At 36.5% G+C, this 15,958-nt stretch carries 10 protein-coding genes; 5 read left to right on the forward strand and 5 right to left on the reverse strand.

Annotated elements, in window-relative coordinates; all coding sequences use genetic code 11:
- Positions 1–104 precede the first annotated feature (104 nt).
- Complete coding sequence (aceB, locus tag ACNQF8_RS03130; RefSeq protein ID WP_417952884.1) at positions 105–1,706, forward strand: malate synthase A; 1,602 nt, start codon at positions 105–107, stop codon at positions 1,704–1,706.
- Between the two features lie 46 nt (positions 1,707–1,752).
- The gene (gene aceA / locus ACNQF8_RS03135; RefSeq protein WP_131990435.1) at positions 1,753–3,033 is read left to right on the forward strand and encodes an isocitrate lyase; all 1,281 of its coding nucleotides are present in this window, start codon (positions 1,753–1,755) and stop codon (positions 3,031–3,033) included.
- A 74-nt stretch (positions 3,034–3,107) separates the two neighbouring features.
- Here aceA and ACNQF8_RS03140 read toward each other — a convergent pair whose 3' ends face one another.
- A complete protein-coding gene (locus tag ACNQF8_RS03140; RefSeq protein ID WP_417952885.1) occupies positions 3,108–5,945 on the reverse strand; it encodes a WD40/YVTN/BNR-like repeat-containing protein in 2,838 nt (945 codons plus the stop codon).
- 125 nt (positions 5,946–6,070) lie between these two features.
- Between ACNQF8_RS03140 and ACNQF8_RS03145 the strand changes: the two genes are divergently transcribed.
- From ACNQF8_RS03145 to ACNQF8_RS03155, 3 genes are all read left to right on the forward strand, one after another.
- Positions 6,071–7,363: an aminopeptidase P family protein gene (locus tag ACNQF8_RS03145; protein WP_417952886.1), complete on the forward strand. Its 1,293-nt coding sequence runs from the start codon at positions 6,071–6,073 to the stop codon at positions 7,361–7,363.
- A gap of 275 nt (positions 7,364–7,638) precedes the next feature.
- Positions 7,639–8,439 carry a TIGR00266 family protein gene (locus tag ACNQF8_RS03150; protein WP_417952887.1) on the forward strand — a complete coding sequence of 267 codons (801 nt, stop codon included), beginning with the start codon at positions 7,639–7,641 and terminating at the stop codon, positions 8,437–8,439.
- A 144-nt stretch (positions 8,440–8,583) separates the two neighbouring features.
- Positions 8,584–9,366, forward strand: coding sequence for an alpha/beta fold hydrolase (locus ACNQF8_RS03155; protein ID WP_417952888.1), 783 nt, complete (start codon positions 8,584–8,586; stop codon positions 9,364–9,366).
- On the opposite strand, the gene ACNQF8_RS03160 is transcribed toward ACNQF8_RS03155, so the two are convergent.
- The 4 genes from ACNQF8_RS03160 to kbl all read right to left on the reverse strand — a co-directional run bounded on the left by ACNQF8_RS03160 (position 9,363) and on the right by kbl (position 15,938).
- Entirely contained in the window at positions 9,363–10,034 is a 672-nt protein-coding gene (locus tag ACNQF8_RS03160) for an ATP-binding cassette domain-containing protein (protein WP_417950760.1), read from the reverse strand. The genes ACNQF8_RS03155 and ACNQF8_RS03160 overlap by 4 nt on opposite strands.
- 302 nt (positions 10,035–10,336) lie before the next feature.
- Complete coding sequence (locus ACNQF8_RS03165; RefSeq protein WP_417952889.1) at positions 10,337–13,114, reverse strand: PD-(D/E)XK nuclease family protein; 2,778 nt, start codon at positions 13,112–13,114, stop codon at positions 10,337–10,339.
- 63 nt (positions 13,115–13,177) lie between these two features.
- Positions 13,178–14,611, reverse strand: a complete 1,434-nt coding sequence (locus ACNQF8_RS03170) for an OmpA family protein (protein WP_417950762.1) — start codon at positions 14,609–14,611, stop codon at positions 13,178–13,180.
- 133 nt (positions 14,612–14,744) lie between these two features.
- Positions 14,745–15,938, reverse strand: a complete 1,194-nt coding sequence (gene kbl, locus ACNQF8_RS03175) for a glycine C-acetyltransferase (protein ID WP_315209618.1) — start codon at positions 15,936–15,938, stop codon at positions 14,745–14,747.
- Between the last annotated feature and the right edge of the window lie 20 nt (positions 15,939–15,958).

Raw genomic sequence — 15,958 nt, forward strand, 5'->3', positions numbered from 1 at the left:
GCTAAAAAATATTTACGCCAAAAAAAATATTTTTCATTTTTAGCGTACGTTCGCTTGTTTTAACAAAAACTTTTCGTAACATTGTCGTGTAAAACATATTAACCATGAAAGCAAATACCAAAACAACCGAAAAACCATTGCAGTTTGCTAATGAAACGAAAGAGCATTATCCAGAAATTTTGACGGATGAAGCAATTAATTTTATTACAGAACTCCACGAGCGATTCAATGACAAAAGACTTTTGTTATTAGACGAAAGAAAAAAACAACAGGATTTATTTGATCAAGGTGCCTTACCTACTTTGCCTACTGAAACCAAAAGTGTCAGAGAAAGTAATTGGGAAGCGGCAACAACACCCGAGGATTTATTAGACCGAAGAGTCGAAATAACCGGACCGGTCGATAGAAAAATGGTGATTAATGCATTGAATTCAGGAGCAAAAACTTTCATGGCTGATTTTGAAGACAGCACTTCTCCTACATGGAGCAACTTAATGACGGGACAGCAAAACCTGAAAGATGCGGTGAATAAAACTATTACTCTTGAAGATACTATAAAGAATAAAAAATACAGTTTGAACGAAAAAACTGCCGTACTGCTTGTTCGTCCAAGAGGATTGCATTTGCCAGAAAAAAATATTTTGATCAACGGGGAACAAACTTCGGGATCGCTAATTGATTTTGGTTTGTATGCTTTTCATAATTACAAACAACTTATTGAAGATGGAACGGCGCCTTATTTTTATATTCCAAAACTGGAACATTATCTGGAAGCAAGATGGTGGAATGAAGTTTTCGAATTCACGCAGGAATATTTAGGCGTAAAAAACGGAACATTCAAAGCGACGGTTTTAATCGAAACTATCACTGCCAGTTTTCAATTGGACGAAATCATTTTTGAACTGAAAGAGCATATTGTAGGCCTTAATTGCGGGCGATGGGATTACATTTTTTCATACATCAAAAAACTAAGAAAGAACCCAGCTTTCATCGTTCCAAACAGAGATCAGGTGACGATGACTTCACCATTTATGAGTGCGTATTCCCAATTGGTTATTCAAAGATGCCACAAACGAAATATTCACGCAATTGGTGGAATGGCGGCACAAATTCCAATAAAAAACAACGAAGAAGCCAATAAAATTGCTTTCGACAAAGTAATAGCCGACAAAGAACGGGAAGTAAAAAATGGTCATGACGGCACTTGGGTCGCACATCCGGATTTAGTTTCACTTGCTATGACAGTTTTTGATAAATACATGTCAACCAAAAATCAGATTCATGTAAAAAGAGAAGACGTACACGTTACCGAAAGTGATTTGCTCGAGACTCCAAAAGGAACCATTACCGAGGAAGGTGTTCGAAAAAACATTAGTATTTCCGTTCTATACATCGCTTCATGGCTCAACGGACAAGGCGCCGCAGCGTTGCACAATTTAATGGAAGATGCTGCTACCGCTGAGATTTCGAGATCACAATTGTGGCAATGGTTGCAAAACGAAGTCATTTTGGACAATAAAAAAACATTAAATACAAATTATTATCATCGTATAGCAATGGAAGAATTTGAAAAAATCAGAAAGCTCGTGGGAGACGACAATCACGAAAAACAAAAATACAGATTAGCGGAACAATTATTAGACATTCTAGTCGTGAACGACAATTTTATCGAGTTTTTGACCATTCCTGGATACAAATACATTTAAAAAATTAATTACAATACCTATTAACAAACAACCAAAAAAAAGAAAAATGAAAACTACAGAAACAAGAATTCAAGAATTAGTTACTGACTGGATTACGAACCCAAGATGGAATGGCATTGAGCGTCCCTACACTGCTGAAGAAGTGGTGAAATTGCAAGGTTCTTATCAAATAGAGCACAGTGTAGCCAGAATTGGAGCGAATACTTTATGGAATAAACTTAATTCTCAGGATTTTGTAGCCGGACTTGGCGCGCTTACCGGAAATCAAGCCATTCAAGAGGTAGAAGCAGGATTAGACGCTATTTATTTGAGCGGTTGGCAAGTTGCCGCTGATGCAAATGTAGCCGGCGAAATGTATCCTGATCAATCTTTATATCCTGCTAACAGCGTTCCATTAGTAGTAAAACGAATAAATAATGCGCTTTTGAGAGCGGATCAAATACAAGTGGTTAACGGAACTGCAGACAAAAAAGAATACTTAGTACCAATTGTGGCTGATGCCGAAGCTGGTTTTGGTGGAAACCTAAACGCTTTCGAATTAATGAAATCGATGATTGAAGCGGGAGCTGCTGGAGTTCACTTTGAAGACCAATTGAGTTCTGCTAAAAAATGCGGTCACTTAGGAGGAAAAGTATTGGTTCCTACGCAAGAAGCCATCAACAAATTGATTGCGGCAAGACTAGCAGCTGACGTAATGGGAACGCCAACAATCGTTGTTGCCCGAACAGATGCGGATGCAGCCAACTTATTGACTAGCGATATTGACCCAAGAGATGCTAAATTCATCACGGGTGAAAAAACTGGAGAAGGTTTTTTTTATGTAAATTGTGGTGTGGAGCAAGGAATTGACAGAGGATTGAGTTATGCGCCTTACGCTGATTTAATTTGGATGGAAACCAGTAATCCGGATCTTGATTACGCAAGACAATTTGCTGAAGGAATTCACGCAAAATTCCCAGGAAAAATGTTGGCTTACAATTGTTCGCCTTCTTTCAATTGGGCTGCAAAATTATCCGTTGCTGAAATGGAAACGTTCAGAGAAGATCTTGCCGCAATGGGATACAAATTCCAATTCATCACTTTAGCCGGATTCCACGCATTGAATACTAGTATGTTCGAATTGTCTAAAGCCTACAAAGAAAGAGGAATGGCAGGCTATTCTGAATTGCAGGAAAGAGAATTTGCTTTGCAAAAACACGGTTTCAAAGCGGTTAAACACCAAGGTTTTGTAGGGACTTCTTATTTTGATGCGGTACAAAATACTGTGACAATTGGAAAATCTTCTACAACCGCAATGAAAGATTCTACAGAAGTAGCGCAGTTTTAAACAAAATAGCAACCATAAAAAAAACATGATTTCAGATGGAATCGTGTTTTTTGTTTTTAAAATAAAAAGACTTTCTATTTTGATTCTATAATTTCAAGATCAGTAACCACCTTCTCTTTTCCTTTTTGGATACTGATTTTATTGATTGAAATTGGAAGGTAATATTTCCCATTTTTGGCTTCTTCCAATTTTAGTTTTTTGTCTTTACTTTTCCAATTATCCGCTGCCGTTTTAGTCATTGAAAGATCGTAAATGTGTTTATTCAATCCTTTTGACGCTTTCACCTTCTGAGAATAAATAACTTCTTTCAAACTGTTTTCAATTTGCAAAAGCACTTCTGAATCCCCATTCGAATAAAACCAAATCTCTGCTTTTGGCTCTGAAGCTTTAGCCCAAGAACTCCAGCTGTTTCCCCATTCTCTTGCTTTTTTGATTTTTTTAAGTTCAAAAATATGAAGATTTTCCGCTACCACTTTATCATTCAATTGTTGCACTTGTTCTAAATTGACTTTATAAATCGAACGACCGTGCGTTCCCACCACTAAATCTTTTGCTTTCTTTTGAATCACTAAATCGTGAACGGCAACGTTCGGAATTCCGTTCGAAAAATCATCCCAAGATATGCCTTTATTTAAGGAAACATACAATCCGTTATCCGTTCCCAGATACAAAACATTCTCGTTGACATTATCCTCCACAATTACATTCACAGGACTTGCAGGCAAATTATTGGAGATATTTTTCCAACTTTGACCAAAATCATCTGATACATACACATAACTCGTGAAATCATCATTTCGATATCCGTTTAAAGTCGCATAGACTCTTTCTTTCTTGTGCGCCGAAGCCACGACTCTGGAAACCCAACGATTCTGAGGTAAATTTCCCGAAATTTTATTCCAAGTCGCACCGCCGTCTTTCGAAACATGAATCAATCCATCATCACTTCCCGTGTAGAGCAAATCAAACTGCAATTGACTTTCGCTGATGGTAGCAATTGTTCCAAAAGCTACATTTCCTTCTTTAGCTCCTTGCGTCAAATCAGGTGAAATCGCAGTCCAAGTTTGCCCTTGATTCATCGAACGGTGCAAGAAATTAGATCCCATGTATAAAATATCCTGATTGTGCGAAGACAATAAAATAGGTGTCTGCCAATTAAATCGTAATGGTTTTTCGTCCTTTTTTGGCTTTGGCGAAATGTATTCTCGCTTGTTAGTTGCACGATCAATTCTGTAATAATTTCCAAATTGAAATCCTGTAAAAACAATATTTGGATTTCTTTTATCAATTTGAGTTTGCATTCCGTCGCCTCCCATCAAATTTTCGTATGGATATTTTCCGGTTTGGTACCATTCTGATGAATATTTGTAAGTGCTTGGTCCAACCCAAACGCCATTATCCTGCATCCCGCCATAAATATTATACGGTTCTTGCTCATCCACATTCACTGCATAAAACTGACTTACGGAATGCGAATTACTTTTTACCCAATGCGCTCCATCATCATACGAAATATTTAAACCACCGTCATTTCCATTAATTAAATGCCCGGATTTATTCGGGTTCACCCAAACTACGTGATGATCTGAGTGAACATTCTCTTCGCTTATGGAGCTAAATGTTTTTCCGCCATCATTTGATTTGATAATCGGCACACCTGATAAATAAATTTTATTCAAATCGTTTGGATCAACAGAAATGACGCTGAAATAATAGCCGTACGAATAAAAGAAATCATCAATGAAATCTTGATGCGTCTTCGTCCAATTTTTTCCTCCGTTACTTGATTTGTAAACTTCGGCTCCGATAACTTCTGTTTCGGCCAAACTATTTATTGCATCCAGAACCACTTTTGCCGCCTCATTAGGTTGTAAATACCCATTTTGAACCCAGTGTTTGATGTTTTCAGCTCTATATTTTTCGGTTAAACCGTAATTCTTTAAAATAGAATTCAGACTTTTATTTGGTAATTTCAGGAATTCATCTCCCGGCATAGAAAACGCAATTGGTAATGAATTGCTTTTTTTGGATTGCAACGGTCTTTTGAATTGATTATCCAAAACAGCATACACGTTATTGTCATCATATACCGCTAAACCAATTCTCCCAACGCCTTCGCCAACAGGAAATCCACTTTCAGCATTCGTAAAAAGTTTCCATGTCATTCCTGCATCTTCACTTTTATAAATTCCCGAAGTGGCTCCGCTTCCTATAAAATCCCACGCTTTTCTGTTTTTGCTCCAAGAAGCCGCAAATTGAACCTTGAAATTTTTTGGCGAAACAGCCACATCAATAATCCCGGTTTCATCGTCGATATAAAGGGTTTTACTCCACGTTTTTCCGCCATTTATCGTTTTATAAATTCCTCGTTCTTCATTTTTCGAATACAAATGTCCCACGGCACCCACAACAACTTCATCAGGATTTGATGGATTTATCAGGATTCTGCTGATGTGATGGCTGTCGTGCAATCCCATATTTTGCCAAGTCTTCCCTTTGTCTTCGGATTTCAAAATTCCAATTCCGGCGTAAGACGATCGGGACGAATTCACTTCGCCAGTTCCTACCCAAATCATTCCTCGTTTCCAGTCTATCGCAATATCACCCACGTTTTGCGTAGGCGCCGCATCCATAACCGGCGAAAAACTCATCCCATTATTATTGGTGTACCAAAGTCCGCCTGAAGCATATCCTACATAAAACTCGGTTGGATTTTCCGGATTTACATCCACATCCACCACTCTTCCGCTCATCACCGTTGGACCTACATTTTCAAAAGCAACATTCTGAAAAAGCGATTGATTTTCCATTTGTTTTTTGGCTTCCAATGATTGCTGAATCGCTTCCGCAGAAACTTGTCCCCAAGAGACACTTTGGACTATGATGGCAGAAAAGAGTACTATTTTTTTCATAAAAACTGATTTGAATTGGAAAATTAATCATAAAAATAGTTATCTGAAAATTTTATACAGTAATTAACATCCGTTTCTCTCAAAGTTAGTATTTTTGAATATTCAATGTATAAAAACGAATTGTTATGAAATATCATCAAATTGACCGAGATTTATTTATAAAAAATAGAGAAAAATTCATGGCTCAGATGAAGCCAAAAAGTGTTGCCATCTTCAATTCTAATGATATTTATCCCGTTTCTGCCGATAGTACTTTGCCATTTGCACAACACCGCGACATATTTTATTTAAGCGGAGTCGATCAGGAAGAAAGTATTTTATTGCTTTTTCCGGATGCGCCTTACGAGCATCAAAGAGAAATGGTATTCTTGAAAGAAACCAGCGAACACATTGCCATTTGGGAAGGTGAAAAACTGACTAAAGAGCGTGCTTTTGAAGTAACAGGAATCAGAACCGTACATTGGTTGCAGGATTTTGAAAAAGTTTTGTTCGAAATGATGACTCATGCTGAAACAATTTACATCAATACTAATGAGCATTACCGTGCTACCGTAGAAACTGAAACGCGCGAAGCCCGTTTTGTAAAATGGTGGAAAGAGAAATATCCTGCACATGCTGTTGCAAAAAGTAATCCGATATTGCAGCGCCTTCGCTCCGTAAAAGAAACCGAAGAATTGGATTTAATCCAAAAAGCCTGTAATATTACGGAACTTGGTTTTAGAAGATTATTGCCTTTCGTGAAACCAAACGTTACCGAATACGAAATCGAAGCCGAGCTGATTCACGAATTCATTCGCAACCGTTCCAGAGGTTTTGCTTACACTCCAATTATCGCTTCCGGAAACAATGCCAATGTGTTGCACTACATCGAAAATAACCAACAATGTAAAGCCGGTGATTTGATTTTACTAGATGTTGCAGCTGAATATGCGAATTATTCTAGTGATATGACGCGTACCATTCCAGTTTCAGGAAAGTACACCAAAAGACAAAAAGAAGTATACAATGCCGTTTTACGTGTGAAAAATGAAGCGACAAAAATGCTGACTACAGGAACACTTTGGAAACAATACCATATCGAAGTAGGTAAATTAATGACTTCAGAACTGCTAGGTTTGGGTCTTATTGACAAAGCCGATGTGCAAAATGAAAACCCGGAATGGCCTGCTTATAAAAAATATTTCATGCACGGGACATCCCACCACATGGGATTAGACACGCACGATTACGGAATCCTGACTGAACCTATGCAAGCCAATATGGTGTTCACCGTTGAGCCTGGAATTTACATTCCTGCCGAAGGTTTCGGAATCCGTCTTGAGGACAACATAATCGTTCAGGAAAGCGGCGAACCATTCAATATGATGCGCAACATCCCAATTGAAGTGGACGAAATCGAAGAATTAATGAACGCATAATACGTCTTTCATATAAAAAACAGGCAGTCTAGAGCAATCTAGGCTGTTTTTTTTTGAGCAGAAAGTATCGCTTTTCAAAACAACGTTTCCTCCTGCTGTCTGTTATATCTCTTGCTCCGTTGCACTTTACAAGAGGATACCACTTCCATCAGGGCTACACAGAACGTATGTTTTTCAGAAGAACTAAAATGTTAAATCCATTATAAAACCTAAAAAAGGCTGTAACATTTTATACCTATGTCCAACTTATCTATTCAATCAAAATACTAAAAATCATGCTAGCACACGAAATAGACTACCACATTTACGGCGAGGAAATGCAATATGTGGAATTAGAACTGGACCCACAGGAAATTGTTATTGCCGAAGCGGGAAGTTTTATGATGATGGACAATAACATCCAAATGGAAACCATTTTTGGAGACGGTTCCGGACAAGAAAACGGATTGTTCGGAAAACTTTTAAGCGCCGGAAAAAGAGTCCTGACAGGCGAAAGTCTTTTTATGACTGCATTCATCAATCAAAACAATATCAAAAGCAAAGTTTCATTTGCATCGCCTTATCCAGGGAAAATAATCCCAATTGACCTGACACAATTTGGTGGAAAATTCATTTGCCAGAAAGATTCTTTCCTTTGCGCTGCCAAAGGTGTTTCTGTGGGAATCGAATTCTCTAAAAAACTGGGTCGTGGATTGTTTGGTGGCGAAGGTTTCATCATGCAAAAAATAGAAGGCGACGGAATGGCGTTTGTACATACCGGCGGAACACTAGCCAAAAAAGAATTAGCCGCAGGCGAAATCTTAAAAGTGGACACGGGTTGCATCGTAGGTTTCACCAAAGATGTTGACTATGACATTGAGTTTATTGGCGGAATCAAGAATTCCATTTTTGGTGGCGAAGGTCTGTTTTATGCCACACTTCGTGGTCCGGGAACAGTTTACGTGCAATCCTTACCTTTCAGCCGACTTGCGGACAGAATCATAGCATCTGCACCGAGAGCTGGCGGAAACAGTCGTGACGAAGGAAGTTTATTAGGCGGATTAGGAAGTTTACTCGATGGCGATAGAAGATTTTAAATTTCATTAACGGCTTTCAGAAATGGGAGCCGTTTTATTAACCATATAAGTCATTTAAGCAAATGGAAGCAATACTTACTTGCCCTTATATTTCTTAAATGGTTAAAAAAATAAAATGCTACTTTTGTAGACTAAATTTTCATTTTGAAACAAATTCTCTTCAAAAATACCAACATATCCTATTCCGATACCGGGAAAGGAACCGCTATTGTCTTACTTCATGGTTTCTTGGAAAACAAAGGCATGTGGGATTTTTATATTCCGGAGTTTGGTAAAAAAAACCGCGTCATCACGATTGATTTATTGGGACATGGCGAAACGGAATGTTTGAGTTACGTGCAAACGATGGAAGATAATGCCGATGCCGTTCACGCAGTTTTATCGGAATTACGCATCCGAAAAGCCATTTTTGTCGGGCATTCTATGGGCGGTTATGTTGCTTTGGCTTTCGCCGAATTATATCCTGACACGATAAAAGGATTGGTTTTACTAAACTCGACCTCAAGAGCCGACAGCGAGGAACGAAAAACAAATCGGGATCGAGCTATCAAAGCGGTAAAACAATCTTTTATGAATTTTGTTTCGCTTTCTATTGCAAACTTATTCAGCGAATCCAACAGAGAACGACTTTCATTAGAAATTGAAATCGTAAAAAAAGAAGCTCTAAAAACACCGCTTCAAGGAATCGTTGCGTCACTGGAAGGAATGAAAATACGACAAGATCGGGAAGTGTTATTGCACCTTACACCCTATCCAAAATTATTAATTCTGGGCGAAAAAGATCCTGTCCTGAATTACGAAGAAACCAAAGAACAAATCGAAAGTACGAATGTGAAACTGGTCACTTTTCCGGACGGACACATGAGCCACATTGAGAACCAAAACCAGTTATTGATTGTATTGTTGGCTTTTTTCAAAAGCATCTAAATCATTCCAGATTTCAAATACCCTTTTTCCACCAATTCGCTTTTGTCTTTCAAATGGTGCATTTTTCCTTCTTTCATCAACGCCAGTTTTGTGGAAACCTTAATCACATTTTCATAGTTATGATCTGTGATAATGATGCCTTTTACACTGGACATTGTAGTGATTAATTTATTAATTTTTTCAATCATTATGGGCGATAAACCATTGTAAGGCTCGTCCAGTAAAACAAATTTTGACGCATTATTCAGGATTAATTTAATTTCTAAATACCGCAATTCTCCGCCGGACAAATGCTTTATTTTTTTGTTCAGCATTGATTGAATCATTTCATCAGCATAAAATTCCTGTAACTTCTCTTTGGAAATAGACAATTGAATAGTCTTTTTTATCGAGAATGAATTTGGAATAAAATTATCCTGAGACAAATAACTGATTTCGTTTAGCAACTCACTGGTTTTTGATTTCACAGCACCATCAACTCGAACAAATTTAAAATCAGCAGTGACAATTCCGAAAATGATTTTCAACAAGGTCGATTTTCCAGAACCATTTCGTCCTAAAACACCAATAATATCGGTGGTTTCGCATTTCAAATACACATCAGAAACTATGATTTTCCCATCATACTGTTTTTGAACGCTATCTACTTCTAAAACACTCTTTGTCATAGATATTTCAATACTAAATTAATAAGTAATATCAGCGCCAACGAAAAAATAAAATTCAATAGGAAACCATACACGAATAACTGTATTTTTGAAATCCCGTTGTTGTAATAAAATAGGTATTCATTTTTAGCATTTACTTCTTTTACCAAAATACTGATACAGAAACCAAAAATAATAAGTACGTATTTGAAGGTTTCAAATCCTCCAAAAACCCATGCCAAAGCGCTTATTGACACGTTTATTGTCAAAGTGCTTTTGTAAAACTCAAAGATGTTGGCTAATTTTCTGATTGGGAGTTTTGTTTAAATTATTTTCTCTTCAAAAGGAATATTTTGATCTAAAATTTCGCTTAATAAAAGAACCATTTGTTCTAGATAATTACTCAAAATTTCTTCATTTATAATCGAATTTACTTCTTTGTCTTCTTTAAAATTAAACGGAAGAAAACCAGCTTTTAAATTCTTGAAAGAGATAATTCCGGCTTCAATTGGTTTTCCTTTTGCTTCGTGTTCATACATAAAAGCATACGCCAAAACCTGGATGATTTTATCGCTTTTAATATCTTCCGTTAATCGGTTCCAGGATTTCAGAGTGACACTTGCTTTTTCTACTTTACCTGTTTTGTAATCGATAATTCGAATGACTCCGTTGCGCTCTTCAATTCTATCTACATTTCCTTTTATCAATACTGGAAAAGGCAAATTCGGATGATTTAAAGTTCTTCCAAAAGTTTGTTCCAAAGCAATTATTTTTATTGCATCACCGTTTTTTATACTTTCTAATTCTACTTTTAAGAAATTAGAAACATTTCGTTTAGCTACTTCAAACGCCAATAAATTTCGACCTTTTTTGATTTCGCCTTCTTTGTAAACTAATTTGAATTGTTTTAAAACCTCAGCGTCTATTTGTTTGAAACAATTTAAAATATCACTTTCAGAAATAAATTTACCAATGAAAGGCTCGTACAAAACTTTTAGAGTTTCATGGATAATCGTTCCCAATGTATTCAAGGCAATATTTTCCTCGACTTCTTCGACTTCGCTGATGCGTAAAATTTTCTGAAAATAAAACTGAATAGGATTGCGAATATAACTCGTCAATGCCGATGGAGAAAACCCTTTTTCGGCAATTTCTTTTAATCGTACCATCACACTTTCCGATTTTGGAATTACCATCGGTTGATAGGCTGTTTCAGGTAAAACAGCATTGTAAATTTCATGCGTAAGAGTATGATTATTTTGCTTCTCGACTTCCAGTTGAGTTATGAATCTGCTTTTTTCACCCGCATCCAGGCCTTCACTTTCCGTATTATAAAGTAGGTAAATATTTTTGGCGCGTTGCAACAAATGATAGAAATGATAGGTGTAAATCGCATCTTTTTCCTTGAAAGTTGGCAACCCTAATTCGCGTTTCACATCATACGGAATAAACGAATTCTGGGATTTACCAGCCGGAAATTTCCCTTCATTCATCGAAGTGACAATAACGGTGTCAAAATCCAAAACACGACTTTCTAAGACTCCCATAATCTGTAAACCATTCAACGGTTCTCCTTCAAAAGAAACTTCAGCCAAATCAATTACTTGTTTGTAAATGGCATAAAGCGTTTCTATTTTATCAATATGTTCGTGTTTCGAATAATAATTAATCAGTTTGTTAATGACTTTGAAAATGGCAAAAACAAAAGCTTTGGTGATTTTTTCTTCTTCGTTATCGTTGCTTAAATTTTCTTTTATGGTTTGCAATAATTTAGAAATCGTCTCCAATACAGGAATCGAACCCTTTTCCCATTTTTGGAATAATAAGAGAAACAATTCACTCGGAATTGCATTCAATTCCATCAATTTATGATGGGTAATAAAAGTATAATTATTTTGATTGATGGTATGTACAAGCGAGCTGGTTTTTGCATATGGTTCCACCAAAGGATGCGTCAAAATATCTAACACATCTTTGTAATACAACACATAACTTTTGGCATTTCTGGATAATGCATTTGTGTGCATTTTGAATAATTTGGCAATCAAAATCTGCGCTGGATTATTCTTACTCGAATACCCCATCGTAATATTCAAAGCTCCAACAGTGGATGGCAACGAATATAAAAGTGGCACCAAAAGATTTTCTTCGCCCAAAACCACAGCAACTTTATTCAACTTCCCATCAGTCCCGAGGCTTCGGGATTCATTGATAACATTCTCAATAATACTCCCGGCTATTTTTGCTTGACCAATTGTTTTTGGTGTACCAATAACCTGAATGTTTTTTGTTTGCGAAAAATCATTTACAATCCATTCAAACGGATGCTGCTTATAATGTTTCCAGCTTTCTTTGAAACGTCGCACAAACAGTCCTGCATCGTGATATGGGTCATTTAGAAAGGTTTGGTCTACGTCCCAATATATTCTGGCCTGATCAGAGGCAATAAGGTGTTGGATTATTTTTTCTTCAGCGGCATTCAATGCGTTAAAACCCGCAAACAGGAATTGTTTCCCTTGTACCGAATTCGAAAAATGATTTAGATTATTAACTGCTTCACGGTAAATCAAACCTTGATATCCGATTCCTTTGTTGAGTAAATGTGTATAAAGGGATTGATAGTAATTGGGTAACAATTTCCAAAAATCAATATATTTTTCTAATAATGCCGTTTTGTTTTCGACTTCAATTCCCCACTTTTTAATATCCTCGATATCTTTCAGGTAGGAAAGAACATGCGATGGTTCTAATAAATAGCGGTCAATCTCATTAAAGTCGTGTAGCAGTGTTTTCGCCCAATTGGCAAACAATTCAAAAGATTGTTGGTTTGCTTTATCGGTAATAGATAAGTAGACTTCGTAGAATTCAAATAATAGTTCAATGGGATCTATGGTACGAATACCAGCAATATTTTGCACAAAATCTTCAATACTTATAATTTCGGGAGAAAGTATATTAGTTGAAACTTGATTTTTTAACGCCTCAATAAGAAATATTTTAGCTCGTTTGTTTGGTAAAACTACAATCGTATTGGAAAGATTGCCTAAATAATTTTCAATTAAAACTGTGGCTATTTTATCTAAAAAAGAAGTATTTGTCATTCTATAAAAATAAAAAAACGCCCCGATAAATCGAGGCGTTTTCATAAATATTTTAGAAAGAAATTATTCTTTAATCAAAGATATTTCAACTCTTCTGTTCATTGCTTTTCCTTTTGCAGTTTTGTTAGTTGCAATTGGTTTAGTTTCTCCAAAACCTGTAGATCTAAGTCTATCAGCAGCAATTCCGTTTTCAATTAAATAATTTTTAACTGCAGCAGCTCTGTTCTCAGATAACGTTTGGTTAAGTTCATTACTACCATCACTATCACAGTGACCTTCGATCATGAATCTTGAATAAGGATATTCTTTTAAGATTGAAGTGATTGATTGTAAAACTGTGTAAGTACCTTTTTGGAAAGTAGCTTTACCAGAATCAAACAAGATAATTTTACCATAGTTGTTTAAAGTTTTCATAACTTCTTCAGAAACTTCTGGACAACCTTGATTAGCAACAGTACCTCTTACGTCTGGACATTTATCATCTTTGTCTAAAACACCATCTCCATCAGTATCTGGCCAAGGACAACCTGCGTTTTCTTTAGGACCTGCAACAGTTGGACACTTGTCATCTTTATCAGCTACTCCGTCTCCGTCAGTATCAGGACAACCTTTCAATGCAGCTAAACCAGCAACTTCCGGACAAGCATCATCTTTATCAGCAATTCCATCTCCGTCAGTATCAGGACATCCGTTCAATGCAGCTAAACCAGCAACTTCTGGACAAGCATCAGCACTATCTTGAATTCCATCTCCATCTGTATCAGGACATCCGTTGAATTCTTTTAAACCAGCAACTTCTGGACAAGCATCATCTTTGTCATAAATTCCATCACCATCTGTATCTTTACCTCCAAATTTGAAGATAAGACCAGCTGAATGTTGAAAATGTGATGGAGCATCTGGAGTTCCAGAAGCATCTACTCTATCACCAAAAGATTTTTTATATTTAGTAGCAAGTTCTATACCTACATTTTCAGTAAACCATAAAGTTAAACCAGCACCCGGGTTTAAAGTTCCGTAACTACTATCACCAAAGAAAGTATAACCTCCTCCAACAGATAGAGACGGATCAATAATTTTAGAGCTAATCAAATTCATGAAACTATATTTAACAGTCGCATCTACACCATAATACATTAAATCTCCAGGATTAGATACTACATAACCACGTGAATCATGACCTACTGCAGTTGGAGCAAATCTCACAAATTTGTCAATTTTATTCACAGAACCAGAAAGTCCGAAAGAGAAATTATCTCCTACGTATCTAGATAAAGTTAAATAAGACACAGAAGGAAGAATATTCCAGTTGTCTTTAACTGCAAATGGTTGAGAGAAATGTTGATCTAGCCAATTATGTCCTCCACCAGCACTTGCTTTAGTGTCTACGGCATTAACTCCAAAAGAGAGTGCCCATGGATTGTTACTGTCTTGTGCTTGAGAACTTAATCCCATCACCATCATTACAGCAACTAAAAGTTTGTTAAGATGTTTCATACTTAATTTTTTTAATTACAATTTAGTTAATTATAAACAAAAGTAATGCGTAAATTTTTAACTACAAAACTAAATGTTAAAAAAAACCTATAAATACTGCCAAAAGTGGAAATTATATAACTTCAAATCAAAATTATATAACATTTAACATTCTACCAACTTCAACAAAAGCACTGATAGCCTTATCTAGATGCTCTTTTGTATGTGCTGCAGATAACTGTACTCTAATTCTCGCTTTATCTTTAGGAACTACCGGAAAAAAGAATCCAATAACATAAATTCCTTTTTTTAAGAGTTCATCTGCCATTTTTTGTGACAATTTTGCATCATACAACATAACTGGAACTATCGCAGAATCACCATCAATGATGTCAAAACCTGCGTTCTTCATTCCGTCTTTGAAATAATTAGTATTCGATTCTAATTTATCACGTAATGAAGTATCCTTTTCTAATAATTCAAATACTTTTATGGATGCACCAACAATTGCAGGCGCTAAAGAATTAGAGAATAAGTAAGGTCTGGAGCGTTGACGCAATATTTCGATGATTTCTTTTTTGGCTGTAGTATAACCTCCCATCGCACCTCCAAGTGCTTTTCCTAATGTTCCTGTTATGATATCGACTCTTCCCATTACACCTTTTGCCTCGAGCGTTCCTTTTCCGGTTGCACCAATGAATCCGGCAGCATGACATTCATCTACCATAACCATCGCGTCATACTTATCTGCTAGATCACAAATTTTATCCAAAGGAGCTACAACGCCATCCATCGAGAAAACACCGTCTGTGACAATTAATTTGAAACGAGTTCCAGCTTCCGTAGCCTTGATTAATTGTTGTTCCAGGTCTTCCATATTACTATTTTCATAACGATAACGAGCCGCTTTACACAAACGAACCCCATCTATAATAGAAGCGTGATTCAAACTATCTGAAATTATCGCATCGTTTTCTCCTAACAAGGGTTCGAAAACCCCTCCGTTAGCATCAAAAGCTGCTGCGTAAAGAATAGTATCTTCAGTTCCGTAAAATTCAGAAATCTTTTTCTCCAATGTTTTGTGAATATCCTGAGTTCCACAAATAAAACGCACGGATGACATTCCGAAGCCATGGGTGTCCAAAGCATCTTTAGCAGCCTGAATCACTTCTGGGTGCGATGATAATCCAAGATAATTATTGGCACAAAAATTTAAAACTGTTTCTCCTGTAGAAATAGTGATTTCTGCTCCTTGAGGTGAAGTTATAATTCTTTCTTTTTTGAAAATTCCATTATCTTCAATAGTCTGTAATTCTGCTTGAAGATGCTCTTTTATTTTTCCGTACATTTTTATATTTTTAAAAGTTC

The organism is Flavobacterium labens (genome assembly GCF_048286755.1).
GTDB lineage: Bacteria > Bacteroidota > Bacteroidia > Flavobacteriales > Flavobacteriaceae > Flavobacterium.

What these genes read in the sequence shown, in the direction of transcription:
- aceB (WP_417952884.1), top strand. Translation starts at nt 105, where the DNA reads ATGAAAGCAAATACCAAAACAACCGAAAAACCATTGCAGTTTGCTAAT.
- aceA (WP_131990435.1), top strand. Translation starts at nt 1,753, where the DNA reads ATGAAAACTACAGAAACAAGAATTCAAGAATTAGTTACTGACTGGATT.
- ACNQF8_RS03140 (WP_417952885.1), bottom strand. Translation starts at nt 5,945, where the DNA reads ATGAAAAAAATAGTACTCTTTTCTGCCATCATAGTCCAAAGTGTCTCT.
- ACNQF8_RS03145 (WP_417952886.1), top strand. Translation starts at nt 6,071, where the DNA reads ATGAAATATCATCAAATTGACCGAGATTTATTTATAAAAAATAGAGAA.
- ACNQF8_RS03150 (WP_417952887.1), top strand. Translation starts at nt 7,639, where the DNA reads ATGCTAGCACACGAAATAGACTACCACATTTACGGCGAGGAAATGCAA.
- ACNQF8_RS03160 (WP_417950760.1), bottom strand. Translation starts at nt 10,034, where the DNA reads ATGACAAAGAGTGTTTTAGAAGTAGATAGCGTTCAAAAACAGTATGAT.
- ACNQF8_RS03165 (WP_417952889.1), bottom strand. Translation starts at nt 13,114, where the DNA reads ATGACAAATACTTCTTTTTTAGATAAAATAGCCACAGTTTTAATTGAA.
- ACNQF8_RS03170 (WP_417950762.1), bottom strand. Translation starts at nt 14,611, where the DNA reads ATGAAACATCTTAACAAACTTTTAGTTGCTGTAATGATGGTGATGGGA.
- kbl (WP_315209618.1), bottom strand. Translation starts at nt 15,938, where the DNA reads ATGTACGGAAAAATAAAAGAGCATCTTCAAGCAGAATTACAGACTATT.